The following is a 23789-nucleotide window of genomic DNA, read 5'->3' on the forward strand; positions in this document are numbered from 1 at the left end:
CGCCGCTCATGACCGATCCGCTCATTCTCGCCGTCCCCAAGGGGCGCATCCTCGAAGAGGCGCTGCCGCTGCTCGCGGCCGTCGGCATCGTGCCGGAAGCCGCCTTTTCGGACGAGGGCAGCCGCGCGCTGCGCTTCCGCACCAACACGCCCGCCGTGGACCTGATCCGCGTGCGCGCGTTCGACGTGGCGACCTTTGTCGCCCACGGCGCCGCCCAGCTCGGCATCGTCGGCTCCGACGTGCTCGCCGAGTTCGAATATTCGGAGCTCTACGCCCCCGTCGACCTCGGCATCGGGCATTGCCGCATCTCGGTCGCCGAGCCCGCCGGCATGGCCGAGCACGATGATCCGCGCGGCTGGAGCCATGTGCGCGTCGCCACCAAATATCCGCACGTCACCCGCCAGCACTTCGCCCGCCGCGGCGTGCAGGCGGAGTGCGTCAAATTGAACGGCGCGATGGAGCTCGCCCCCGTGCTCGGCCTCGCGCCGCGCATCGTCGACCTCGTCTCCTCCGGCCGCACGCTCAAGGAAAACGGCCTGGTCGAGGTCGAGGTGATCGCCGAGGTCAGCTCGCGCCTCGTCGCCAACCGCGCCGCCTTCAAGACCCGGCCCGACGTGGTGCCGCTGGTGGACGCGTTCCGCCGTGCGGTGATGGAGAAGACCGCATGCTGAGGCTCGACTTCACCGATCTCGATTTCGAGCGCGGCTTTGCCGAGCTCGTCGACGCCCGCCGCGAGGCCGATGCCGACGTCGCCCGCGACGTGCGCGCGATCCTCGCCGCCGTGCGGGACGAGGGGGATGCCGCGCTCGCCGCCTTCACCCGCCGCTTCGACCGCCACGATCCGGAAGAGACTGGCTGGCGCATCGAGCAGGCCGATTGCATCGCCGCGCTCGAAGGGCTCGCCCCCGATCTGCGTGCGGCGCTCGAACTCGCCCACGACCGCATCGTCGCCTACCACGCCAAGCAGCGTCCCGCAGACAGCGACAGTGTGGACGACGCGGGCGTCCGCCTGGGTGCCCGCTGGCGCGCGGTCCAGGCCGCCGGCGTCTATGTGCCGGGCGGCCGCGCCGCCTATCCGTCCTCCGTCCTCATGAACGCCGTCCCCGCCAAGGTCGCGGGCGTCGAGCGGCTGGTGATGGTGACGCCCACCCCGGATGGCGTGGTCAATCCGCTCGTCCTCGCCGCCGCCGCGCTTGCGGGCGTGGACGAGGTCTGGCGCATCGGCGGCGCGCAGGCGATCGCAGCCCTCGCCTACGGCACCGAACGCATCAAGCCGGTCGACGTCGTCACCGGTCCGGGCAATGCCTGGGTCGCGGAGGCCAAGCGCCAGCTCTACGGCGTCGTCGGCATCGACATGGTCGCCGGCCCGTCCGAGATCGTCGTGGTGGCGGACGGCGCCAACGATCCCGAATGGATCGCCGCCGACCTGCTCAGCCAGGCCGAGCACGATCCCACCAGCCAGTCGATCCTGTTCACCGACGACGCGCTCTTCGCCGATGCCGTCGCCGAGGCGGTCGATCGCCAGATCGCCACCCTCGCCACCAAGGCCGTCGCCCGCGACAGCTGGGACGCGAACGGCGCGATCGTGCTGGTCGAACGCCTCGACCAGGCGATGCCGCTGGTCGATCGCCTCGCGCCCGAGCATCTCGAACTCGCCGTCGACAATCCCGAGCCGCTGTTCGACCGCGTCCGCAACGCCGGCTCCGTCTTCCTCGGCCGCCACACGCCCGAGGCGGTCGGCGACTATGTCGCGGGCCCCAACCATGTGCTGCCCACCGGCCGCCGCGCCCGCTTCGCCTCGGGCCTGTCGGTGCTCGATTACATGAAGCGTACCAGCTTCTTAGGCTTGGATGCCGCGGCACTTGGGCGTATCGGCCCGGCCGCAGTCACGCTGGCCGAGGCGGAGGGGCTTCCCGCCCACGCCCGCTCGGTCGCGATCCGCCTTTCCTGAACTTTCCCGCCGGCGCGCGCATTCTCCTTGCGCCCCGGCCAATGGACGACCTGATCATGACCACGCCCAATCCTCGCCCCCGTGCGCTCCGCCAGGCCCGCGCCGCCGCCCGCCTCGCCGCCGTCCAGGCGCTCTACCAGCAGGAGATGGAGGGCACGCCGATCCCGACGCTGCTCCACGAGTTCCACCAGCACCGGCTGGGCGCGACCATCGAGGGCGTCGAATATGCCGAGGCCGACATCGCCTTCTTCGACGACGTCGTGCGCGGTGTCGACGCCCGCCGCGAGGAGATCGACCGCGCCATCACCGCCAAGCTTTCCGAAGGCTGGTCGCTCGACCGCCTCGACAAGCCGATGCGCCAGATCCTGCGCGCCGGCACCTATGAACTGATCGCCCGCGTCGACGTCCCCGCCGCCGCCGTCATCAGCGAATACATCGACGTCGCCGACGCCTTCTACGACCGCCGCGAAAAGGGCTTCGTCAACGGCCTGCTCGATGGCGTCGCCAAGACCGTGCGCGGCGGCTCGCCGGCTGCAACGGAAGCACCGGAGGCGTGACGCGCCGCCCCGTCCGGGGCACAACCGCCGCATGACAGAGGCCGAGTTCCTGGAGGCGCTGCGCGCGCTGCCGCTCCACCCCGCTGCGCGCGGGCTCACGGACGACGCGGCGGTGCTGCCCGCCGGGAACACGCCCGCCACCGTCCTCACCAGCGACCTGCTGGTGGAGGGCGTGCATTTCCTGCCCGACGATCCGGCCGACACCGTCGCCTGGAAGCTGCTGGCGACCAACCTCTCCGACCTCGCCGCCAAGGGCGCGACGCCGGTCGGCGTGCTGCTCGGCTACCCGCTCGGCGATGACGCCTGGGATCGCGCGTTCCTCGCGGGACTCGCCACCGGGCTCGCCACCTTCGACTGCCCCCTGCTCGGCGGCGACACCGTCCGCCAGCCGGCCGGCAGCCCGCGCTTCCTGTCGCTGACCGCGATCGGCCACAGCGCCGCGACCCCCGCCCGCAACGGCGCGCGCGCAGGCGACGCGCTGTGGGTCACCGGCACCATCGGTGACGCCGGCGCTGGCCTCGCCATCGCCCGCGGTGCCGAGGGGCCGCCGGCGCTGCTCGACCACTACCGCCGCCCCACCCCGCGCCTGGCCGAGGGCCGCGCGCTCGCGCCGGTGGTTCACGCGATGATGGACGTGTCGGACGGCCTGCTGCTCGACGCCAGCCGCATGGCCGCCGCCAGCGGCATCGGCGTTGCGATCGACCTGGCCGACGTACCCCGCTCCGCCGACCTCCTCCGCCACGCCGGCGACTCCCCCGCGGCCCGCCTCGCCGCCGCGACTGCGGGTGACGACTACGAGTTGCTGTTCGCGCTTTCTCCCGGTGTCACGCCGCCGGTACCCGCCACCCAGGTGGGACGCTTCCACGCCGAGCCCGGCCTCGTCCTCACCGACAACGGCGCCCCCATACCGCTCCCAACGCGACTCGGCTTTCAACACCACGGCGGATAGGCGAGGCCTGCCCCCCCCCCGTACCCCGGCGAAGGCCGGGGTCCAGTTGCGACGCACTCGGTAACGGTTCGCACCTTCGCTCCCGTCCCCCAACTGGGCCCCGGCCTTTGCCGGGGTACAGGGTTGCCTACGGATCGGCTGCCCCATCACGGCGGCTAGAGCGAGAACCGTTCGTGCTGAGTAGGGGCTGAGCTTGTCGAAGCCCCGTATCGAAGCACCTGCGCCGGTCCTTTGATACGTCATTTCGACTTCGCTCAATGGCACCTCAGGACGAACGGGCATGCGCAGCGTCGTCACCGCCCCGCGGGGTCGGACATCCCCGTTCGTTTCGAGGAGCCGTCGAGCTTGTCGAGACGGCGTCTCGAGAAACCGGCCGCGGCTCTCTCGACACGGGCTCTCGACAGAGCTCGATCCCTGCTCGAGACAAACGGAAGGAGACGCGCGCGCGCGGAAGGAGAGGCGCGTGAGGTCGGCGGCGCTGTTCCCCCACCCGAACGCCCTTGTGCTCCCGCCGCATCGGCATATGCTCGCGCCGATGGGTTAGACCCGACGCACGAACGCCGGGCCACCTCGGACAGGAGGGGCAGATGACGATCGTCTATTTCGCCATGGCATGCGGCGTCCTCGCCGTTCTCTACGGAGTCTTCACCGCCGGCCAGGTGCTGCGCGCCTCCCCCGGCGACGCCCGGATGCAGGCGATCGCCGCCGCCATCCAGGAGGGCGCCGGCGCCTATCTCGGGCGCCAGTATCGCGCGGTCGCCGTCGTCGGCGTGCTCGTCGCGATCCTCCTCGTGCCAAGCGTCAGCCTGCTCTCCGCCGCCGGCTTCGTCCTCGGCGCGCTGCTGTCGGGCGCGGCCGGCTATGTCGGCATGACCATCTCCGTCCGCGCCAACGTCCGCACCGCAGAAGCGTCGCGCCGCTCGCTCCAGGCCGGCCTCACCCTCGCCTTCCGATCGGGCGCCATCACCGGCATGCTGGTCGCAGGCCTCGGCCTGCTCGCGATCGCCGGCCTCTTCTGGTATCTCGTCTCCGTCGCCGGCCATGCCCCCAACGACCGCGAAGTGGTCGAGGCGCTCACCGCGCTCGCCTTCGGCGCGTCGCTCATCTCCATCTTCGCGCGGCTGGGCGGCGGCATTTTCACCAAGGCCGCCGACGTCGGCGCCGACCTGGTCGGCAAGGTCGAGGCCGGCATCCCGGAGGACGATCCCCGCAACCCCGCCGTGATCGCCGACAACGTCGGCGACAATGTCGGCGACTGCGCCGGCATGGCCGCCGACCTGTTCGAAACCTATGTCGTCACCTTGGGGCTCACCATGGTGTCGATCGCGCTGCTGGTGCAGGCCTCCTCCGCCGAGCTGCTGGCGCTGATGGCGCTGCCGCTGGTGGTGGGCGGCGCCTGCATCCTAGCCTCGATCGCCGGCACCTATATGGTCCGGCTCGGCCGCACCGGCTCGATCATGGGCGCGCTCTACAAGGGGCTGTGGACCACGATCGTGCTCGCGGTCCCGCTCATCTATCTCGCCTGCCGCTGGGCGCTCGGCGACCTCGACCAGGTGATCGGCGGCGCCGGCTTCCTCGATCCCCTCGACGATGCGCTGACGGTCGAGGGCGCGCTCGGCACAGCCGCCACCGCGTCCACCCACTTCACCGGCATGGACCTGTTCTGGTGCATGATGATCGGCCTGGGCGTCACCGCGCTGCTGGTGTGGATCACCGAATATTACACCGGCACCCGCTATCGCCCGGTCCGCTCGATCGCGCGCGCGTCGGCCACCGGCCACGGCACCAACGTCATCCAGGGCCTGGCCATCGGCCTTGAGTCCACCGCGCTCCCCACGCTGGTGATCGTGGTCGCAGTGATCGCGTCCTATCAGCTTGCCGGGATCATCGGCGTCGCCTTTGCCGCCACCGCGCTGCTGGCGCTCGCCGGGATGGTGGTGGCGCTCGACGCCTATGGCCCGGTCACCGACAACGCGGGCGGCATCGCCGAGATGGCCGGCCTGCCCGACGACGTCCGCCAGCGCACCGATGCGCTCGACGCCGTCGGCAACACCACCAAGGCGGTGACCAAGGGCTATGCGATCGGCTCCGCAGCCCTCGCCGCGCTGGTCCTGTTCGGCGCCTACACCACCGACCTCAACCGCTTCTTCCCCGACCTCGCCGTCGATTTCTCGCTCTCCAACCCGTACGTCATCGTCGGGCTGCTGCTCGGCGCCCTCCTTCCCTACCTCTTCGGTGCGTTCGGCATGACCGCGGTCGGCCGCGCGGCGGGATCGGTGGTGGAGGACGTCCGCCGCCAGTTCCGCGACGATCCCGGCATCATGGCGGGCACCAGCCGCCCCAACTATGCCCACACCGTCGACATCGTCACCCGCGCCGCGATCCGCGAGATGATCGTCCCCTCGCTGCTCCCCGTGCTCTCGCCGATCCTCGTCTATTTCGTCATCGCCGCGGTCGCCGGCCAGGCGCAGGGCTTCGCGGCCTTGGGCGCGATGCTGCTCGGCGTCATCGTCTCCGGCCTGTTCGTGGCCATCTCGATGACCTCGGGGGGCGGCGCCTGGGACAATGCCAAGAAATACATCGAGGACGGCAACTACGGCGGCAAGGGATCGGAAGCGCACATGGCCGCCGTCACCGGCGACACGGTGGGCGATCCCTACAAGGACACCGCCGGCCCGGCCGTGAACCCGATGATCAAGATCACCAACATCGTCGCCCTGCTGCTGCTCGCGGCCCTCGCCGGCGCCTGAGGCGCGCCCGCGCTGCGTGGACTTTGGGCAACAGCCTCCCCATATCGGGCGCGTCGGATGTGCGGCGGCCCGTGCGGGAACCGCGTCCGCCTTTCCTTTTGGCGGCGCCCGGAGTAAGGCACCGCGACTTTTCAGCCCTGCGAGGATTTTTTGGCAAAAGAAGAACTTCTGGAAATGCGCGGTCAGGTGGTGGAGCTTCTGCCCAACGCCATGTTCCGCGTCCGGCTTGAGAACGACCATGAGATTCTCGGCCACACTGCCGGCAAGATGCGCAAGAACCGCATCCGCGTGCTGGTCGGCGACGAGGTGCTCGTCGAGCTGACCCCGTACGACCTGACCAAGGGTCGCATCACCTACCGCTTCAAATAAGGCCCGAGCCAATGCGGCTCGTCCTCGCCTCCACCTCCCCGCGCCGCCGCGAGTTGCTGGCGCGACTCGGCGTCGTGCCCGATCGCATCGCCGGCCCGGAGCTCGACGAGACCCCCCGCCCCGGCGAACTGCCGCGTCCCTATGCGCTGCGGCTGGCCGAGGAAAAGGCGCGCGCCGTCGCCCGCGAGCCGGACGAGATCGTCGTTGCCGGCGACACCACCATCGGCGTCGGCCGCCGCATCCTCAACAAGCCTGCCGACGAAGCCGATCATCGCGCGATGCTCGGCCTGCTGTCCGGCCGCCGACACCATTGCCTGTCTGCCGTGTGCGTGATCGGGCTCGACGGCAAGGCGCGCGTGCGCGTCGCCGACTCCGTGGTCGCGTTCAAGCGGCTCACCGACGAGGAGATCGACTGGTATCTCCGCTCGGGCGAGGGTGAGGGCAAGGCGGGCGGCTACGCCATTCAGGGTCGCGCCGAAAGCTTCGTGCGCTTCCTGTCGGGCAGCCACTCCGGCGTCGTCGGCCTGCCGCTGTTCGACACCCGCGCGCTGCTGGAATCCAGCGGCTACCGCTTCGCCTGATCGCATGCGCTGGATCGTCGAGCGCGGGATCGGCGAAACCCGCGCCGCGCTGCTCGACGGCGACAGCATCCTTGAAGCCTGCATCGAGCCCGACGATAGCCTGCGCGCCGGCACCGTGCTCGCCGCCCGACTCGCCAAGCGCCTGACCCAGCGCAACGAAGGCGTTGTCGTCTGGGACGGCGGCGAGGCGATGCTCGCCCCCCTGCCCCGCGCAACGCCCGAGGGCGCCACGCTGTTGGTCGAGATCACCCGCCCGCCGCTTCCCGAGCCCGGCAAGCCCAAGCGCGCCCGCGCGCGTCCGGCACTCGAAGGCGCGACGCCCGGCCCCGGCCCCGACCTCATCCAGCGCCTTCCCGACGCCCAGCTGCTCGGCCGCTTCGACGCCGACCTGCTCGAGGACGCCAGCTGGTCCACGCTGCTGGAGGAAGCCGTCACCGGCCAGGTGGCATTCGCGACCGGCAGCCTCACCCTCTCGCTCACCCCGGCGATGACGCTGATCGACGTCGACGGCGAGCAGGCGCCCGCCGCGCTCGCCGTCGCCGGAGCCGCCGCCGCCGCCCGCGCCATCCGCCGCCTCGACGTTGGCGGCTCCATCGGCATCGACCTGCCGGACGCCGGCGACAAGGCCGCACGCCAGGCCGCCGCCGCCGCGATCGACGCGGCCCTCCCCCAGCCGTTCGAGCGCACCGCCGTCAACGGCTTCGGCTTCGTGCAGATCGTCCGTCGCCGCGCCCGCGTGTCTATCCCCGAGCTCTATGCGCACGATCCCGTGGCCGCCCACGCCCGCGCGCTGCTGCGCCGCGCCGAGCGCACCGGCGGCGCCGGCGAGCGCACGCTCACCGCACACCCTTCGCTGATCGCACACCTTGCCGCCCGCCCGGCATGGCTGGCCGAGCTTGCAAACCGCATCGGCGCGCCCGTCGCCTTGCGGGAGGACCCCGCCCTCGCCATATCCGCAGGCCATGTCCAAGCGCGCTTCCCGTGACGTCTGCGCGCTGTGCGGTGCTCCCGTGGCCGCGCAGCACGCTCCTTTCTGCAGCCAGGGCTGTCGCGACCGCGATCTGCTCAATTGGCTGGGCGAAGGCTATCGCTTGCCGGGCACCCAGGCGCCGTCCGAAAGAATTTCTGCGGGCGGGCTGGACAGCGACGAATCCGGCGACTAACAGGCGCGCTCTGTCCGGTTCAGGACGGAATGCCCAGGTAGCTCAGTTGGTAGAGCATGCGACTGAAAATCGCAGTGTCGGCGGTTCGATCCCGTCCCTGGGCACCACTCTCCACATCGCGATCCTTGCTCCCGGGCTGACACCGTCAGGCACCGACCTGTCCCGTCATTGTGCCCTTCGCCAGGATTGAGTCTGGCACAGCTTCCAGACGCAGCCGGTCAGCGCCAGCGTCCCGTCCGCCTGCACTGCCAGGAAGGACTTGTAGGTGCGGCCGCTGCGCGGATCATACACCTGCCCCTTCCACCGCGCCTTGTCCGGGACAAAGCCGGTGAGGATCCGCAGGCTGCTCGTCGAGCGGTTCCTCAGGCTGGGATCCGGATTGTTGACGTCGGTCTTCGGCGCCTTCGGGTCTGGCTTCAGGACCTTGACGATCGCGCCGCACAGCGCCGTCCCGCAGGGGGCGATCTCCACGATCGCCTGATTGCCCTCCGTCAGCCAGCGCCCGGCCGGACTGGTCGGGGCGGCCGCTGCCGCTGTCCCCAGCGGCAGCGTCACCGCAACAGCGGCGATGGCGAAGCGCGCGATCATGCCGCTGCTCCTTCGCACACGAGCGTCGCACCGCGCAGTTCATAGCCTGCGATCAGCGCGTTCCAGCCGATGTCCGGCGTGCGTGCCAGCCGGAGGCCGGGGACACGCAGCAGCCGATCGAGGAAGATCGCCGCCTCTTGCAGCGCGACCTGGGCTCCGGGGCAGCGATGCTCGCCGTCGCCAAAGGCAAGCCCGGCGCGTCCGACCCGCTCGGCCGGGCTTCGGTCCGGATCGAGCCGATGCGGGCAGCTTCCGACGGCCGCCGCGTCGCCATTCGCGCCCCGCACGTCCAGCGCGACGACCTCGCTCTCGGCCTCGGTCCTGCGAAACAACATGCCCACCACCGGTTCGAGGCGCAGGATCTCCTCCAGGATCGCGATCCGCACGCCTTCGTCGCCCCCAAGAAAGCGGTCGCGCAGCGCATCGTCCTCCAGCAGGTGCCAGCCGGCCATGGTCAGGAATTCGCGCGTGGTGATCATGCCCGCCGCACCATAGGTCAGGCATTCGGTCAGGATCTCGCGCTCCGAATAGCCCTCGTCCAGCAGGTGCGAGATCACGTCGTCGCGCCGCTGCAGACGCCGCGCCGCGACCGCCGGCCGGACGTCGCGCAGCAGGAAATTGAGCGCGCGCAGCTGCCCGCGTGCGAAGCCGAGCACCGTCGCCAGCCACGATCCACCCTGCGGCATGCCGGTCACCAGCGCGCCCAGCCGCTTCGCCATGCCGGCGCGGTCGCTGTCGGTCAGCCCGACGATTTCCGCCGCGATCGTCACCGCCATCTCCAGCCCGAGCGTGTCCAAGTCGCCGCGTCCTGTCGCCCTGAGGCGCGCGACCAGTTCGTCGCTCGTGCGCTCCATCAGCGCGCGATAGGCGGTGGTCACCACCCGCGGCGCAAAGAAGCGCGCGGTCGCGCCGCGCTGCCGCCGGTGCTCCGCTCCGTGCTGGTAGAGGATCGGGGCGCGGGTGAGCGACACCTTGTTCACCAGGTCCGCCAGGAATCCTGCCTGCCGCGCGTCCGGATTGCGCAGCAGCCCGCGGGCTTCCGCGAAATCGCGCACGACGCGCATCTGCACGCCGCCCTGCCCGGCCCGCGCGACAGCCGCCGACTTGCGGTCGTCCCGCGCCGACACGGGGCAGAAACCGGAGATCGCTTGATCGGTCATCTCGATACGCCTACTTATGATACATGGTGGATCATAAAGTGGCGACCCCGCCCGGCAAGTCAAGGGACACGGCACACGCCGACCCCCGCATCGCCAAGTCGCGTCGCGCGCTGCACGCCGCGCTGCTCACCCTCGTCACGGAAACGCCGTTCGAAGAGGTGACCGTGGCGGCGATCACCAAGCGGGCCGGCGTCGGCTACGCGACCTTCTTCCGCCATTATCCCTCGCCGGAGGCATTGCTGGGCGACATCGCCGATCAATGGATCGGTGAGCTTCTCGCCCGCATCGCGCCCTTGGTCGTCGCACAGGATACGCGCGGTGCCGCTCTGGCGCTGGCGAGTTTCGTCGAGGCGCGCCGCCCGCTTTGCCGCGCCCTGCTCGTCGGCGCGGGAGAGGTCATGCGACGCGACATCACTGCGCGCGCCATCGCCGCCGCCGGCGGTGTCGAAACGCCGGTCCAGCCATGGCTGCCCCGCGATCTGGGCATTGCCCACGGCGTCGCCGCAACGCTTGCGATCCTGCGGTGGTGGCTGGAAGCGGATCGCCAGGAGGACGCAGCAGCGGTCGCGGATATCATCGACCGCCTCGTATTCGCCCCCCTCGCCCGAGCGGCCGACGCCTGACAACCGCGATCGACGATGATGGCTTGCGGCGCGACCCACGCGACACGGCCAGAACACCCCGGTGACACGCCGGAGCAGCCCTGATCCGGTCGCCTTGCGCTCGGCACGGCCTTCTTCCAACACGAATAGGGACGCGAACCAGCCGCGCGTCACGATGCAGCGTTCACCTATCGGCGCCCCTGGCGGGATCGGCGGACGCCGACATCGTTGCGGGCCGGCACGCCGATACTCCCGCCGCGATACGTCTTCAGCAACTCGCTCGGCCCGGAAGAAGCCCCGCGACCTTCTCGCCCCTAGCCGGGCGCCGTCACGCGACCGGGAACTTCACAGCGCCCCGTTACGAGCCCGACCTTTCTCGTCCAAGGCAAGGTCGCTTCCCATCCGCTTCCCGCAGCAGGACCTCACGGTCGCTCACCACCTTGAAGACCATCGCTACATGGCCCGTCGGCATGCTGCGACCGGCTTCGCACGACACGACCGTGCCTTCCTTGGGGTGTGGCAGTGTGGCAATTGAACTATCGTCCCGGCGAGCGCCCATCCGTCGGCTCGGAAAGCGCCATCGGACACCAGCGTCGTGTCAGACGCGTCCTGAAACACCGAATCGCGTGCCCCGCCGATTCTGCGACGCAGGCGGCCAGCACAGCGCGCCTGCCTCTCCGCCCGGCTTTCATGCAAAGGCCGGATACCGCTGGAGCGCCGCGCCAATCCTACGCGCCGAACGGAGCCCGACGAAGCTACATCGAGGCGCCGCTGTGTTCTCCGAAAGACGTTCGCACCTGCGGAACTTGTAGCGGGCTTCCGCCGCGCTCAATGTCGCTGAATACAGCAAAGGCGCCCATCTTGCCCGTGAGGACCCAAGATCGACGCCCGTTGCGCTGCACAAATAACCTGCCCGCGGTCTAGTGTTTTTCCCGGCCGCAGCCGATGCTCAGAGAATAGCGAACAACACCAGAGACCAGATCACGGCACCGACCACAGCTGAGATAAGGAAGCTCAGTGCCAACGATGCAGGCATCGTGTCTTCAAGCTGTTCGAATGGCACCTTCATCGTCATCCTCTCCTCGGCGGGCTGCCCCGCTCTCCGACTCCACGATAGTTCCTTTCGCAGTCTCAACGGTCAAGCAAAAGATTCTGTTCCAAAATCACGACGAACGGAGTTCAGGCCAATAGTTTAATGTTCTCGAAAGCTTTGCCACAAACTCTGGTCCAGCGGCTCCAGAAGATATTGCAGCAGGGTCCGGCGTCGGAGCGGGATCAGGATTTCGACGGGCAGCCCCGGCTTGATCTCCCGCCCGCGCGCATGGCGGCGCATGACGGCCAGGCCCGCCTCCGGCACCACCACCTCGCCCGTGTAGTAATGGGTGCCGGTGCGCTGGTCCTCGAAACTGTCGGCGGACAAGCGGCTGATCGTCCCCAGGATCGGCGGCAGCGCCCGCGCATGGAGCGCCGGGATACGCACTTCCGCCTCCTGCCCGACGAACAGGTCGTCGGCGTCGTCGGGCGCGATCCGCGCCTGGATCACCAGCGCCACCCGCTCGGGCACGATCTCCATCAGCCGCTCGCCCGCGCCGATCACCCCGCCCACGGTGTGCACCGTCAGCCCCACGACCTGGCCCGACGCCGGCGCCCGGATCAGCGTGTTCGCCAGCGCCTCCCGCGCCGCGCTGAGCTTGGGCATCAGGTCGTTGAGCGTGAACTCGGTCGTGCGGAGCAAGTCCGTCAGCTGCTGCCGGTCGTCGGAGGTGAGCGAGCGGCTCTGCAACTGCTTCTCGCCGATCTGCTCGCGCACTTCCGCGTCGTTCGCGCGCAGCCGCCCCGCCTCGCCCTCCAGGGCGGCAGCACTGCGTTCCAGCGCGCGGATGCGGTTCTCGCTCGCAAAGCCCTTCACCGCCAACGCCCGCATCCCGCGCAGTTCGTCCTCCAGCAGCCGCTGCTGCGCGTCGATCGCGCGCAGCTGCTCGCGGATGCCGATGCTGCGCGACACCAGCTGCGCGCCCTGTTGTGCGACCACCACCCGCTGGTCGGTGAGCGCCGTCTCGCTCGCGGCGAGCTCGCGGCGCTGCAAGGCCATCGCCCGCTCTGCCTCGATGCGGTCCTCGCCTTCCAGGCTCGCAAAGCCCGGCGGCGGCTCCAGCGGCGCGCCGGTCAGCTGCGCCGTCAGCCGCGCACGCTGCGCCTGCAGCGCGATCACCTGCGCGGTGAGCGAGCGCTCCAGGGCGCGCGTCTCGCTGCCGGCCAGTTCGATCAGCACCTGCCCCCGCGCCACCCGCTGGCCTTCGCGCACCAGCAGCGCGGCGACGATGCCGCCCTGCTGGTGCTGCACCGCCTGACGGTTTCCCGCCACTGCCACCGCGCCGCCCGCATAGGCGGCCGCATCCAGCCGCACGAACGCCGCCCAGCCCAGGAAGACACCAAAGAACAGCAGCACCAGCAGCCAGCCGATCCGCCCCTCCCGCTCCACGCCATCGGCGGCAGACTCGCCCGCTCCGGCCATGACGGCCACGCTTGCGGCGGGCACGCGTCGTGGCGCCAGCGCACCTCGGATTCCTCCCACCGGGCTCCGGCTCATGCGCTCCCCCCCGCGTCGTCCGCGATGGCACGGCCGCCCGAAAGCTGGCGGACCACGGCCTCGCGCGTGTCGAACATCTCCAGCCGGCCGTCGCGCAGCACCACCAGCTTGTCGCTCGCCGCCAGGATGCCGGTGCGGTGCGCGACCACGATGATGGTGACGCCCGCGCGCTTTTGCTCGGCGAGCGCTGCGGAGAGCTGCGCCTCGCCCTGGGCGTCCAGGCTGGCGTTGGGCTCGTCCAGCACCAGCACGCGCGGCCGCCCGAACAGCGCGCGCGCCAGCGCGATCCGCTGCGCCTGTCCCACCGACAGCCCGGCCCCGTTCCATCCAAGCCGCGTGTCATAGGCCTGGGGCAGCCGCAGGATGAAATCGTGCGCCCCGCACTGGCGGGCGGCGCGGATCACCTCCGCGTCCAGCGCTGCCCCCTCGCTCCCTTCCGCGCTCCGGAACCGCGCGATGTTCTGCTTGATCGTGCCCCCGAACAGCGTCGGCTCCTGCGGGACATAGCCGATCGCCGCCGCCAGTTGCTCCGCCGGCCAGTCGACGAGCGCGGCGCCGTCGATCCGCACCGCCCCGGCGGCTGCCGGTTGCGCCCCGACCAGGGCGCGCACCAGCGTCGACTTGCCGGCACCGCTCGGCCCGATCACCCCCACCATCTCCCCCGCGGCGATGCGCAGGTCGATGCCGTGCAGCACCAGGCGCGCGCCTTCGGGATCGGCGACGGAGAGGCGCTCGGCCGCCACCTCGCCGCGCACCTCCGGCAGGCGCGTCTGCCCGCCGGTGGGCCCGGCGGCGTCGAACAGCCCCAGCAGCGCACCATAGGCGGTCCGCGCCTGGATCATGTTGCGCCAGGCGGCGGTAATCCCCTCGATCGGCGCCAGCGCCCGCGCGATCAGCAGCGAGGCGGCAAAGATCGTCCCGCCGGAAATCCGCTGCTCGATCGCCAGCAACGCGCCCAGCCCCAGGGCCAGCGACTGCATCGCGATCCGTACCGTCCGCGCGAGGGTCAGATAGCGCGCCCCGACAAAGGCCGCGCGCGTCTGCAGCGCCTGCGCGAGTTGCCGGTCGCGCAGGTGCAGCCGCGTGAGTCCCGGCTGCATGCCCAGCGCCCGCACCACGCCTGCCCCCGCCAGGCTCGCATCGACCCGCTGATAGCCATGCTGCTGGGCCGCAGAGGCATCCTGGATCAGCGCCTTGGTGCCGCGTTCGTTCAGAAAGGTCAGCAGCAGCAGGATCGCCGAACACGCCACCGCCATCACGCCCAGCGCCGGGTGGAGCAGGAAGCACACCAGCATGTAGATCGGGGACCAGGGCGCATCGAACAGCGCGATCACGCCAAGGCCGGTGATCGTCTGGCGCAGCGTGTCGAACTCGCGCAGCAGCACGCCCCCCTGGCCTTGTGCGTTCGGCGCCTGCAGCAGCGTTCCGATCAACGCCGGCCCCAGCAGCCGGTCGAGCCGCGCGCTGGCGCGGATCAGCAGGCGGGTGCGCAGCAGGTCCAGCACCCCCAGCGTTGCCACCGCTGCCAGGAAGATCAGCGTCAGCATGCCCAGGGTCACCACGCCGCGCGTCGGCACCACCCGGTCATAGACCTGCAGCATGTAGAGCGACGGCGCGAGGTAGAGCAGGTTCAGCAGCGCGCTGAACAGCGCCGCATGGATCAGGTGGGCACGGCAGGCGGCAAGCGCTTCGCCCAGCACCGGGTTGCGCCGCACGCGGTGCGGAGGACGGCTGCGCTGCATCAGCCGCCCCCGAAGGCGGCAAGCGCGGGCCCCACGCGCGGCGCTTGCCCTCGGGGCGCCGCCGCCCGGATCGGCAGGCCCACGAGCCCGCTCGGCGCGATCGAACGCCGCGCCACCGCGATCAGGCAGCCATAGAGCGCGAAGATCGGTGCCACCGTCTTGATCGAGAGGAACGAGTAGCTGATCGGCATGCACAGCGCGACATAGATGGCGGTCGCGTTGACAAAGGCGCGCAGCTCGGCCGTGCGCTCGCGCGCCATCAGCACCACCAGCAGCCAGAAGGCGAGGAAGCCGAACAGCGACTGCGACTGGATCAGATAGGCCCAGCCGGCATCCGCATTGGCATAGATGTTGGCGCTCGACTGGCCGCCGAAGACGTCCGCCACTTCCAACCGCCCCAGATAGTCGACTCCCTTGCGCAGACGCCCCGCAAAGGTGTCGCCACCGCGCGGCAGCAGTTCTGCCGCCCGCAGCGCGAACAGCGTCGCCACCAGCACGGGTAGGTAGACCAGCGGCCACAGCCGCGGCCCCCAGCGGCCGAACGGCACCCCCAGGAGGATGCCGAACGCGCACACCAGCGCGAACCGCCCGTCGCATGCCACCACCAGGAACAGGTCGCTGAGCACCAAGGTCGCCCGCGTGCCCCAGCCGATCCGCCCCCACAGCGTCACCAGCACGATCAGCACCACGATGGTCCAGTTCCCCAGCGATACCGGCTCCAGGAAGACGGAAGTGGCCCGGTTCAGCCCGGAGCTTGCGAACAGGTTGCGCCCGCTCGGGCGCTCCACGTTCAGGAACAGCCCCTCCCCCTCGCCCGACCAGAAGGTCTCCGCTTCGATCCCGCGCGTGTTGACGTAATAGGCGGTGACGTTGAACGTCGCCGCGAAGCTCTTCGGCACCGCCAGTTCCCAGGCGGCGATCAGGCTGATCAGCAGCTGCGCCGCCAGCAGCCAGCGCACCAGTTCGCGCCGGCCCAGGCACGTGCCGAGCAGCGCAAAGGCGGGGATCAGCACCGCATCGCCCAGGAACTTGAGCTCCAAGGACTGGCGCACCACCGACAGCAGCAGCCACGCGAGGCACGCCGCGATCAGCAGCACCGTCCAGCGCCGCCAGCCGCCGCGTCGCCGCAGCAGCCCGGCCGCCAGGGCAAGCCCCATCACCAGCCCCTGCACCGCCGTCACGACGCTGCCGTTGATGGCGACGATGTGGGCGTTCACCCAGGCAAGCGCGATGTTGAACAGCAGCGCCAGCCACAGCGTCGCCAGGGCGAACCGCCGCAGCCGCGGCGCATGGTCGGGCGCGTTCGCACCCTCCGCAGCGTCCGCCCGGCTTGCCGCCGATGCCGCCTCGGCCGCCACGGCGCTAGAACAGCCGCTCGCGGACGAACATCACGTCGCCGTCCTCGATCGGCGCATCCAGGTCGGCGATCTCGCTCTGCTGCCCACGCCGCGTCAGGCGGATGCGGTTCTGCGTGCCCGCGTCATTGGGCCCGCCACCCTGCGACAATGCCTGGCGAAAGGTCATGCCCGCGCGGATCGGGAAGCTGCCCGGCGCGCGCACCTGGCCATAGATGTAGAAATGCTCGGCTGCGGGCACGAACAGCAGGTCGCCCGGCTGCAACACCGGATCCCCGGCCCCGCCGCGGGCCAGGGCCTCAATCGAGAAGCGCTGCGGGGCGGCGTCGCCGCGGCGCAGCAGCACCGTCTCGCTCCCCTCGCGCTGCCCGCCCGCCGTCGCCAGCACGCGGGACAGCGGCTGCGTGCCCTGCAGGGGGTAGATGCCGGGGCGCACCACCGCCCCCAGCAGCGTCACGCTGCGGCTGACATAGCTCGTCACCTCCACATTGACGCGCGGGTCGCGGAGATACCCCCCCTGAACCAGGCCGGCGCGGATCTTCTCGGCCAGTCCGACCGGGGTCTCCCGTGCCGCGGTGACGCTCCCCATCAAGGGCAGCGAGACGCTGCCGTCCTGCTTGATCCGCAGCCGCAGCGGCATGTCGGGCTGGCCATAGATGGTGACCTCCAGCTGGTCGTCCGGCCCCAGGCGATAGTCACCGGCCGCCCCTGCCATGGCCTCCGCAGGCACCGGTCCATCGGTCCCCTGCATCGGCACCTGCGCCTGCGCGCCACTCGTCCCAGCAAGCATCCCCGCCGCCAGCGCGGCGGCGATCCGTCGGGCCCATATCCCCTTGCCCATGGCTCTCCCCTTTCTTCAGAACGCCAGCCCGAGGACCAGCATGCCCCGGGTGCTGCGATAGGTGCCGTACAGCGCGTCGGTGGTGCGGCGGGCGTGCACCGCCTCCAGCCCGATCCGGAACCGCTCGACCGGGGACCAGCCGAGCGCGGCCCGCGCCTCCGCCGTGCGGTCGAAGCTGCGCGCGCCGGTGCTCGCCAGATCCACCGCGCGGAAGCGCCGTCGCTCGATCCTGCCGGCCAGCTCGAAATCAACCGCGCGCCCGATCCGATAGCGACCGACCAGTTCGCCCCGGTCGGCCAGGTAATAGCCGGCAGCCACGTCCCCGCTCGCATCCACGTCGCGGCCGGCCGACGCGCGCAGGCGCAGTCGCGGGACGGGGGTCCAGGCGAGCGAGGCCCCGCCAATCAAGCCTGAGAAGTCGCGCGCGCCCGCATTCCGGCTGTCGGCTGCGACATAGCCGAGCACTCCGCTTGCGATCAGCGCGGCGCCGCGCGCGGTGACGCGCCCGGTGGCGCTTCGCACCCGCGTGGCGTCCGGCCGTCCATCGGCAAGCGGCCGGTTCGGAAAATCGAGCGCCTCGGACGAGAGGGCCAGCGCCAGCGCCAGCCGCCCCCCGCGATTGACGGCGATGCCGGCCGAGACGCGCTCCGCCTCCAGGTCGCTCCGCAGCCGCACCGCCGCACTGTTGTCGATCACCCGGCGCCGATAGCCGATCTCCGGATGTATCCCGGCGCCCAGCGTGCAGCCGCCGTCCAGCGTCAGCGTCCGGCTCTCGCGCGTGTTGCGCACCGGCGCACCCAGGTCGCTGAGGTCGGTCTGGCCGCGCCCGTAGCGGAACGAGGCCTCGCCGTCGCAGCGCGCGCCGACCTGCCAGTCGACGCCCCCGGTCGCGTCGATCCGCTCGCGCTTCAGGAAGCGGTTCTCGCGATAGAAGTCATAGCCCGCGGCCCCGCGCAGGAACAGGCGCTGGCGGCTCACCCGCTGCGCCACGTCGACCACGGCCGAAAGGGTCGTACGAACGTCGTCCTTGCTGCGGTCCGGCGCCACCGGCTGGTCGCCGTCCAGGCGCAGGATGTTGTCGTCGTAGACCACACGCGCCTCCATCCCGAGGCGCGCCCGATTGGCGATGTCCTCGGCCAGATCGTCGAGCGAGACCGGCGCCGCGATGGTGGTGATGGTGCCTGCGGCGAGCACAGCGATCCCCACCACTCCCATGCCGCCCCCCTGTTCCCCGAACCTGACGCCTGCCTACTCCTCTCGGTGGAACGGTGCGCTGCCGGATCGGACCGGTTCGGAGGGGATGCCGCGGCCACCGCGCCGCGCCATGCCCCTGCACGGAGGCGCGGTGTCCGACCATTTCGGCTCTAGTCCCGTTCCCGTTCTGTGCCCGGGGACGATAGACAAGCCGCATTCCCGGCGGAGGACGGCTTGGACATTTCGCTCATCATCTGCACGCGCAACCGCGCCACCCAGCTCGGCGGCTGCCTTGAGGCGGTGGCCGGCCTGCGCTTTTCCGGCAGCTGGGAACTGGTGATGGTGGACAACGGCTCCACCGACGCGACCCGGACCACGATCGAGGCGTTCTCCGCCCGGGTTCCGTTCCCCGTCCGCATCGCCCACCAGCCGGTTCCCGGCCTCAGCAACGCGCGCAACGCCGGGCTGGCGGTTGCAGCCGGCCGGCTGATCGCCTTCACCGACGACGATTGCTACGCCGATCCGGCGCTGCTCACCCGCACCGTCGCCGCCTTCGCGCGGCCGGAGGTCGGCTATGTCAGCGGGCGCATCCTGCTCCACGATCCCGCCGACTTCCCCGCCACGGTCAACGAATCGACCGAACCGCGCCACTTCCCGCCGGGCCGCTATTTGCCGCCCGGCGCGATCCGCGGCGCGAACCTCGGCTTCCGCCGCGCCGCGCTCGACGCGATCGGCGGCTTCGATCCGCTGTTCGGCAGTGGCGCCCGCTTTCCGGCGGAGGACATCGACGCCGCCTGCCGGTGCAGCCTGCGCGGCTGGGCCGGGGCCTATGACCCCAGCATCGTCGTCTCGCACCACCATGGCCGCAAGGCGGCGGACGTGCGCGGGCTGTTCCAGGCCTATGACTATGGCCGCGGCGCCTACCACGCCAAGCTGCTGCTCCACGACCGCGCGCCGCGCGCGGCCCTGCGCGGCTGGGCGGGTCTGCCGCGACGCATGCGGGCGCGCCCGTCCACCCTCTGGTGGGAACTCGCCGGCGCGGCCCGCTACGCGCGCAGCTACTTCGCCCCGTCTGCGGGGCAGGCGCAGTGACCTCGGCAACCCTGGCGCCCCTTCCCCCGCCGCGCGTCCTGGTGCGGGTGATCAGCCTGCCGGGCTCGGTCGAGCGCCGCGTGCGCATGGCGGAGCAGCTGGATGCCACCGGCCTCGACTGGCGCTTCTTCGACGGCTGGCGCACGCCGCCGCCGGAGCTTCCCTATGATCCCGCCCGCGCCCGCATCGCCCGCGGCCGCGTGCTCACGCCGGGCGAGCTCGGCTGTTTCGCCAGCCACTGGGCGCTCTGGGCCGACTTCCTGTTCAACAGCGAAGCCGATCTGTTGCTGGCGCTGGAGGACGATCTCCTGCTCGATCCCGTCTTCTTCCAGCGGCTCGACGCTGCGGTCGAGGCGATGGGGCCGATCGACTACCTCCGCCTCTACGCCAAGGTGCCCGCGGGCATCCGCAACGAGGCGCATTTCCTCCACCGCCACATCGCCCGCTTCTCGGGCAAGGCCTATGGTACCCAGGCCTATCTGCTCACCCGCCGCGGCGCCGCGCGCTTCCGCCGCTCGATCCGCCGTGTCGAGCGTCCGATCGATGACGAGATGGACCGGTTCTGGGCGCACGGCATGGCTATCCGCGCGGTCTTCCCCTTCCCCGTGATGGAGGTCCAGTACGGCTCCACCATCGAGGACACGCGCCGCGTGCTCGAACCGCTCACAGCTGCCGAGCGTGCGCGCTCGTTCCTGGTTCGCGGCGTCGAAAAGGCGCGCCGGATCGGCGCCGTCACGTTGCGCGGGGGCTGAGCGCGTGCAGCATTCCCTTGCCACCGGCACACCGCCGGGAGCCTCCTCCTGAACACCGCCAGCCTGCCCGGCACTCGTACCGCCACCCGCGCGGGCCTGCTCGCGCGCCTGCGTCGGGCAGCGCCATGGGCGGCGGCGGAGAGCCTGTTCTCCGCGGTCGCGACCCTTGCCTCCACGCTGGTGGTGGCGCGGCTGCTCACTCCGTCGGACTTCGGCTTGGCCTCGGTCGCCTTCGCCGTGGTCGCGATCGTCCAGCTGCTCGCCTTCGCCGGCGTTCCCCAAGCGATGCTCCGCACGCCGCAGCTGTTGCCGCGCCTGAGCGACCAGCTCTTCTGGGTGCTGCTCGGCCTCGGTACCCTGGCGACCCTGGTCAGCTGGCTGATCGCCGCCCCCATCGCCAGCTTCTACGGCGCGCCGCTGCTGCTGTGGCTGATCGGCGTGCAGGCGCTGGACTGCCTGCTCCAGGCGCTGGTGCAGTTCCCGACCGCCCTGCTCACCCGCAAGATGCGCACCCGCAGCCTTGCCCTGCGCATGCTGTGGTTCAAGCTCGTCAGCATCGCCGGAACGCTCGCCGCAGCCGCCGCTGGCCTGGGCCCCTGGAGCCTGGTCGCCGGCAGCCTGCTCGGCAGCACCGCCAGCGTCCTCCTCCTGTGGCGCACCCAGCCACGCCGCCCCCGCTGGCGCCGCTTCGACGCGGGCCTCTTGCCGCTGCTGCGCATGGGCTGGCTGATCATGGCGGAAACGGCACTGACCGCGCTTTCGGTACGCGGGTTCCTGCTCCTGTTCGGCAAGTTCCACGGGCTGCACGACCTCGGCCTGCTCAACTTCGCGATGCGGCTGGTCGACGAGCTCGGGGCGATGATCACCGCCTCGGTCGGCCGCGTCTCGCTGAGCTTCTTTGCGACCGCGCACCGCGCCGGCCACGATCTCGCCCGCATCTTCGTGGTCGGCACCCACGCCATTACCCTGGCGGTGCTGCCACTGTTCTTCGGGCTTGCCGCCGTCGCGGGCGATGCCGTCCCGCTCGTCTTCGGCACGCGGTGGCAGGCAGCGGTGCCGGCGGTGCAGCTGCTCGCCGTCTTCTGGGGGCTGCGCATGACGCGGCTGCTGAGCCCTGGGCTGATGCGTACCCTCGACGTGCAGGGCCCGCTGGTGATGAATGCCGCGATCAGCTTCGGCTTCGCGATGGCGGCCGTGCTGTTCACCCGCGAACTCGGCTTCGTGGCCGCCGTCGCCGCATTCAGCGCGCGGATGCTGGTGACGATCCCCGCCGGTGCCAGCGTGCTCGCGCGCGTCGCCGCGCTGCCCGTCTCGCGCCAGTTCGCGGCGATCGTCCGGCCGCTCACGCTCGCCACGATCATGGCCGGCCTCGTGCTGGCCGGCCGCAGCCTCGCAAGCGAGTGGCCGCTCGCGCCCCGCCTCGCCTCGCTCACCGCCGGCGGCGCGCTCCTCTACGCCCTGCTCGTCTGGACCTTCGACCGCCGCGCCCTCACCCGCCTCACCGCGCTACGCGGCTGAGGATGCGGTGTTCGGCTCAGATCTACGACGACCTAGTTGCTGCCCGTCGCCACCGTCTGGGTCGCCGGCACCGCCGTATCGGGTGTCGCGACCTGCGGCACCGCAGGCGCGACGCTGGTCGGCGCGGTCGCCCGGTCCGCCAGGGCGTAGAAGGCCTCGCCTTCCATCTCCAGCAGGCGGACCCGCCCCTCGTTCATCGGCTCGAGCGAATGCACGAAGGAACGCGGCTTCTTCATCAGCTTGGGGTTCTCGACCACCGTCAGCCCGGCACGTCGCGCGGCCTCCGCCACGAAGTGCACGCAGTTCCGGCGGTTGAGGCTGTAGCGATGGTCGCCCTTCTCGCCCCACTCCTCCACCAGCCGGAGGATCGCGCCATATTGCGCGTCGGTCAGCATCACCGAGAAGTGGACGTCGCTGTTCTCGATGTACTTCTGCTTGGTCTCGTCGATCCGCCCCGGCACGGTCCCCATCAGGATGGCGGGTGTGATCGCCTTGGCGGTGAAGCCATAGCTCAGCTGTACGGGCTCCCCGCCGGCATCGGGCGTCCCCTCCAGCACGAAAAAGGCGTGCGGGAACTCGTTGCCGAACTCGTGCGACCAGAAGCTGATGGTGACCCCGGCTCTGGCAGGTGCCGTGAACCCCAGCGACAACAGCGCGGCCCCCAGGAGGGCCAGGAACGCACGGAGCGTGGGGACGCGGAACGAGGATGCCATGGGCCACACGCTACCGCGCCCGGCGCGCGGGATAAAGCTCCCCCGCACCGGGCGTCGGCTGGTTCCGGTTCGGACTGGCTCAGCCCTGATTGTCTTGGGCGCGTTTGCGCTCCGCCTCTTCGTCATAGCCCGACGAAGGGGCCGGGAGGCTGCTGCTGTGGATCGGCTGGGTCGACGCGGGCGGGTCGGATGCATCCATCGACTCGTCCAGCGCGCGGTCCAATCGAGCATCCTTGCTCTCCGGATTGCGCTGCAGCCGCTCGTTGATCGACTCGTCATGGCCCGCGTCGCGGCGCGTCTCGCCCGGATCCTCCGGCGCCACCGACATGGTCTCCATGGCCGCCGGGTCGATCGAGTCCTTGTCTCCGCTCATCACTCTCTCCTCGAAAACCTTCGAGTCAAAAAACGAGCGGCGGCCCGGCTCGTTCCGGTGGCGCCACGACATTGCAAAAGGGGCCCGGCGATCGCTCGCCGAGCCCCCGAAAGGCTTCTGCCCTGTGGCGGTCGCTTAGTCGCGGCTGCCCAGGAACGAGAGCAGGAACTGGAACATGTTCACGAAGTCGAGGTAGAGCGACAGCGCGCCCATGATCACGACCTTGCCCATCATGTCCGTGCCCGCGACATAGGCGTACATGCTCTTGATGCGCTGCGTGTCATAGGCGGTGAGGCCTGCAAACAGCAGCACGCCGACCGCGCTGATCACCATGTTGACCGCCGGCGACTGGAACCACAGGTTCAGCAGCGACGCCACGATGATGCCGACCACACCCATGATCAGGAAGGTGCCGAAGCCCGACAGGTCCTTCTTGGTGGTGTAGCCCCACAGGCTCAGCGACAGGAACGCAACCGCGGTCGCAAAGAAGGTGATCGCGATCGACGCACCCGTATAGGCCAGGAAGATCGTCGACATCGACAGGCCCATGATCGCCGCGAACGCCCAGAACAGCGCCTGCGTCGCGCCATAGGACAGGCGCTGGATGCCGAAGCTCAGCACCATCACGAACGCCAGCGGCGAGAACATGATCAGGTACTTGAGCGGGCCCGGCGACAGGAACACGGCAGCGGCCGGCGAGCTGGTGCCGCCCCACGAGAACAGCAGCGCGACGATGCCCGTCAGCAGAACGCCCGACGCCATGTAGTTGTACACGGAAAGCATATAGGACCGCAGCCCCGCATCATACGCCTGCGCGCGCGATGCGGCCGTTGCGAACGGCGCGGCGGTCGTTCGGGGATCCGACCAGTTGGCCATCTCGAAAAAACTCCTCTTCACCGGCATGATGCCGGTCATGCTTTCATATGCCCCCGGACCGTCCGAATTCAAG

Annotated in this window: 23 protein-coding genes, 1 tRNA gene and 1 pseudogene; 14 read left to right on the forward strand and 11 right to left on the reverse strand. The window is 70.6% G+C overall.

The window, feature by feature from the left end; genetic code table 11:
* Window positions 1-8: 8 nt before the first annotated feature.
* The 10 genes from hisG (at window position 9) to MHZ35_RS08495 (ending at window position 8427) form a co-directional block, all read left to right on the forward strand.
* Window positions 9-671, forward strand: a complete 663-nt coding sequence (gene hisG, locus MHZ35_RS08450) for an ATP phosphoribosyltransferase (RefSeq protein WP_239435200.1) — start codon at window positions 9-11, stop codon at window positions 669-671.
* Window positions 665-1951, forward strand: coding sequence for a histidinol dehydrogenase (hisD, locus tag MHZ35_RS08455; protein ID WP_239435201.1), 1287 nt, complete (start codon window positions 665-667; stop codon window positions 1949-1951). Before hisG ends, hisD begins: the two co-directional genes overlap by 7 nt.
* A 41-nt stretch (window positions 1952-1992) precedes the next feature.
* Window positions 1993-2508 carry a transcription antitermination factor NusB gene (gene nusB, locus MHZ35_RS08460; protein WP_446741033.1) on the forward strand — a complete coding sequence of 172 codons (516 nt, stop codon included), beginning with the start codon at window positions 1993-1995 and terminating at the stop codon, window positions 2506-2508.
* 31 nt (window positions 2509-2539) lie between these two features.
* Complete coding sequence (gene thiL / locus MHZ35_RS08465; RefSeq protein ID WP_239435202.1) at window positions 2540-3457, forward strand: thiamine-phosphate kinase; 918 nt, start codon at window positions 2540-2542, stop codon at window positions 3455-3457.
* Between the two features lie 587 nt (window positions 3458-4044).
* Window positions 4045-6207 carry a sodium-translocating pyrophosphatase gene (locus tag MHZ35_RS08470; protein ID WP_239435203.1) on the forward strand — a complete coding sequence of 721 codons (2163 nt, stop codon included), beginning with the start codon at window positions 4045-4047 and terminating at the stop codon, window positions 6205-6207.
* A gap of 150 nt (window positions 6208-6357) precedes the next feature.
* Window positions 6358-6576 (forward strand): translation initiation factor IF-1, encoded by a 219-nt coding sequence (infA, locus tag MHZ35_RS08475; protein ID WP_003049127.1) that lies wholly within the window; start codon window positions 6358-6360, stop codon window positions 6574-6576.
* Between the two features lie 11 nt (window positions 6577-6587).
* Complete coding sequence (locus tag MHZ35_RS08480; protein ID WP_239435204.1) at window positions 6588-7157, forward strand: Maf family protein; 570 nt, start codon at window positions 6588-6590, stop codon at window positions 7155-7157.
* Window positions 7158-7161: 4 nt separating this feature from the next.
* Entirely contained in the window at window positions 7162-8142 is a 981-nt protein-coding gene (locus MHZ35_RS08485) for a ribonuclease (protein ID WP_239435205.1), read from the forward strand.
* On the forward strand, window positions 8120-8320 hold the full coding sequence (locus MHZ35_RS08490; protein WP_239435206.1) for a DNA gyrase inhibitor YacG: 201 nt from the start codon (window positions 8120-8122) through the stop codon (window positions 8318-8320). Before MHZ35_RS08485 ends, MHZ35_RS08490 begins: the two co-directional genes overlap by 23 nt.
* A 31-nt stretch (window positions 8321-8351) precedes the next feature.
* Window positions 8352-8427 (forward strand) — tRNA-Phe (locus MHZ35_RS08495).
* A gap of 58 nt (window positions 8428-8485) precedes the next feature.
* Here the strand turns inward: MHZ35_RS08495 and MHZ35_RS08500 are convergent.
* Both MHZ35_RS08500 and MHZ35_RS08505 read right to left on the reverse strand, forming a co-directional pair.
* Window positions 8486-8908 (reverse strand): DUF2147 domain-containing protein, encoded by a 423-nt coding sequence (locus tag MHZ35_RS08500; protein ID WP_239435207.1) that lies wholly within the window; start codon window positions 8906-8908, stop codon window positions 8486-8488.
* A complete protein-coding gene (locus MHZ35_RS08505; protein WP_239435208.1) occupies window positions 8905-10068 on the reverse strand; it encodes a cytochrome P450 in 1164 nt (387 codons plus the stop codon). Before MHZ35_RS08505 ends, MHZ35_RS08500 begins: the two co-directional genes overlap by 4 nt.
* Window positions 10069-10091: 23 nt before the next feature.
* Here MHZ35_RS08505 and MHZ35_RS08510 point away from each other — a divergent pair, with 23 nt between their 5' ends.
* Window positions 10092-10691 (forward strand): TetR/AcrR family transcriptional regulator, encoded by a 600-nt coding sequence (locus MHZ35_RS08510; protein ID WP_239435209.1) that lies wholly within the window; start codon window positions 10092-10094, stop codon window positions 10689-10691.
* A gap of 379 nt (window positions 10692-11070) precedes the next feature.
* Here MHZ35_RS08510 and MHZ35_RS18185 read toward each other — a convergent pair.
* The 6 genes and pseudogenes from MHZ35_RS18185 to MHZ35_RS08535 form a co-directional block, all read right to left on the reverse strand.
* A pseudogene (locus MHZ35_RS18185) lies at window positions 11071-11154 on the reverse strand (CHAP domain-containing protein); the annotation flags it as partial.
* Window positions 11155-11862: 708 nt separating this feature from the next.
* Window positions 11863-13209 (reverse strand): HlyD family type I secretion periplasmic adaptor subunit, encoded by a 1347-nt coding sequence (locus MHZ35_RS08515; protein WP_239435210.1) that lies wholly within the window; start codon window positions 13207-13209, stop codon window positions 11863-11865.
* Window positions 13210-13256: 47 nt separating this feature from the next.
* Window positions 13257-15002, reverse strand: a complete 1746-nt coding sequence (locus MHZ35_RS08520; RefSeq protein ID WP_239435211.1) for a type I secretion system permease/ATPase — start codon at window positions 15000-15002, stop codon at window positions 13257-13259.
* Window positions 15002-16360, reverse strand: coding sequence for a polysaccharide biosynthesis protein GumE (locus MHZ35_RS08525; protein ID WP_239435212.1), 1359 nt, complete (start codon window positions 16358-16360; stop codon window positions 15002-15004). Before MHZ35_RS08525 ends, MHZ35_RS08520 begins: the two co-directional genes overlap by 1 nt.
* 4 nt (window positions 16361-16364) lie before the next feature.
* On the reverse strand, window positions 16365-17198 hold the full coding sequence (locus MHZ35_RS08530) for a polysaccharide biosynthesis/export family protein (protein ID WP_239435213.1): 834 nt from the start codon (window positions 17196-17198) through the stop codon (window positions 16365-16367).
* A gap of 15 nt (window positions 17199-17213) precedes the next feature.
* Window positions 17214-18413, reverse strand: a complete 1200-nt coding sequence (locus MHZ35_RS08535) for an outer membrane beta-barrel protein (protein ID WP_239435214.1) — start codon at window positions 18411-18413, stop codon at window positions 17214-17216.
* 213 nt (window positions 18414-18626) lie between these two features.
* Here MHZ35_RS08535 and MHZ35_RS08540 point away from each other — a divergent pair, with 213 nt between their 5' ends.
* The 3 genes from MHZ35_RS08540 to MHZ35_RS08550 all read left to right on the forward strand — a co-directional run bounded on the left by MHZ35_RS08540 (window position 18627) and on the right by MHZ35_RS08550 (window position 21754).
* Complete coding sequence (locus tag MHZ35_RS08540; RefSeq protein ID WP_239435215.1) at window positions 18627-19484, forward strand: glycosyltransferase family 2 protein; 858 nt, start codon at window positions 18627-18629, stop codon at window positions 19482-19484.
* Window positions 19481-20236 carry a glycosyltransferase family 25 protein gene (locus tag MHZ35_RS08545; protein WP_239435216.1) on the forward strand — a complete coding sequence of 252 codons (756 nt, stop codon included), beginning with the start codon at window positions 19481-19483 and terminating at the stop codon, window positions 20234-20236. Before MHZ35_RS08540 ends, MHZ35_RS08545 begins: the two co-directional genes overlap by 4 nt.
* A gap of 180 nt (window positions 20237-20416) precedes the next feature.
* Complete coding sequence (locus MHZ35_RS08550; RefSeq protein WP_239435217.1) at window positions 20417-21754, forward strand: oligosaccharide flippase family protein; 1338 nt, start codon at window positions 20417-20419, stop codon at window positions 21752-21754.
* 32 nt (window positions 21755-21786) lie between these two features.
* On the opposite strand, the gene MHZ35_RS08555 is transcribed toward MHZ35_RS08550, so the two are convergent.
* The 3 genes from MHZ35_RS08555 to MHZ35_RS08565 all read right to left on the reverse strand — a co-directional run bounded on the left by MHZ35_RS08555 (window position 21787) and on the right by MHZ35_RS08565 (window position 23716).
* Window positions 21787-22467, reverse strand: coding sequence for a hypothetical protein (locus tag MHZ35_RS08555; RefSeq protein WP_239435218.1), 681 nt, complete (start codon window positions 22465-22467; stop codon window positions 21787-21789).
* Window positions 22468-22546: 79 nt separating this feature from the next.
* On the reverse strand, window positions 22547-22840 hold the full coding sequence (locus MHZ35_RS08560) for a hypothetical protein (RefSeq protein WP_239435219.1): 294 nt from the start codon (window positions 22838-22840) through the stop codon (window positions 22547-22549).
* Between the two features lie 135 nt (window positions 22841-22975).
* Complete coding sequence (locus tag MHZ35_RS08565; RefSeq protein ID WP_125959917.1) at window positions 22976-23716, reverse strand: Bax inhibitor-1/YccA family protein; 741 nt, start codon at window positions 23714-23716, stop codon at window positions 22976-22978.
* Window positions 23717-23789 lie beyond the last annotated feature (73 nt).

The organism is Sphingomonas sp. ACRSK (assembly GCF_022346685.1).
GTDB lineage: Bacteria > Pseudomonadota > Alphaproteobacteria > Sphingomonadales > Sphingomonadaceae > Sphingomonas > Sphingomonas molluscorum.

Coding starts and splice junctions, on each gene's coding strand:
- MHZ35_RS08470 (WP_239435203.1), top strand. CDS start 4,045: ATGACGATCGTCTATTTCGCCATGGCATGCGGCGTCCTCGCCGTTCTC.
- MHZ35_RS08555 (WP_239435218.1), bottom strand. CDS start 22,467: ATGGCATCCTCGTTCCGCGTCCCCACGCTCCGTGCGTTCCTGGCCCTC.
- hisG (WP_239435200.1), top strand. CDS start 9: ATGACCGATCCGCTCATTCTCGCCGTCCCCAAGGGGCGCATCCTCGAA.
- hisD (WP_239435201.1), top strand. CDS start 665: ATGCTGAGGCTCGACTTCACCGATCTCGATTTCGAGCGCGGCTTTGCC.
- MHZ35_RS08490 (WP_239435206.1), top strand. CDS start 8,120: ATGTCCAAGCGCGCTTCCCGTGACGTCTGCGCGCTGTGCGGTGCTCCC.
- MHZ35_RS08510 (WP_239435209.1), top strand. CDS start 10,092: ATGGTGGATCATAAAGTGGCGACCCCGCCCGGCAAGTCAAGGGACACG.
- MHZ35_RS08480 (WP_239435204.1), top strand. CDS start 6,588: ATGCGGCTCGTCCTCGCCTCCACCTCCCCGCGCCGCCGCGAGTTGCTG.
- thiL (WP_239435202.1), top strand. CDS start 2,540: ATGACAGAGGCCGAGTTCCTGGAGGCGCTGCGCGCGCTGCCGCTCCAC.
- MHZ35_RS08500 (WP_239435207.1), bottom strand. CDS start 8,908: ATGATCGCGCGCTTCGCCATCGCCGCTGTTGCGGTGACGCTGCCGCTG.
- MHZ35_RS08520 (WP_239435211.1), bottom strand. CDS start 15,002: ATGCAGCGCAGCCGTCCTCCGCACCGCGTGCGGCGCAACCCGGTGCTG.
- nusB (WP_446741033.1), top strand. CDS start 1,993: ATGGACGACCTGATCATGACCACGCCCAATCCTCGCCCCCGTGCGCTC.
- MHZ35_RS08485 (WP_239435205.1), top strand. CDS start 7,162: ATGCGCTGGATCGTCGAGCGCGGGATCGGCGAAACCCGCGCCGCGCTG.
- MHZ35_RS08560 (WP_239435219.1), bottom strand. CDS start 22,840: ATGAGCGGAGACAAGGACTCGATCGACCCGGCGGCCATGGAGACCATG.
- MHZ35_RS08505 (WP_239435208.1), bottom strand. CDS start 10,068: ATGACCGATCAAGCGATCTCCGGTTTCTGCCCCGTGTCGGCGCGGGAC.
- MHZ35_RS08535 (WP_239435214.1), bottom strand. CDS start 18,413: ATGGGAGTGGTGGGGATCGCTGTGCTCGCCGCAGGCACCATCACCACC.
- MHZ35_RS08530 (WP_239435213.1), bottom strand. CDS start 17,198: ATGGGCAAGGGGATATGGGCCCGACGGATCGCCGCCGCGCTGGCGGCG.
- MHZ35_RS08565 (WP_125959917.1), bottom strand. CDS start 23,716: ATGGCCAACTGGTCGGATCCCCGAACGACCGCCGCGCCGTTCGCAACG.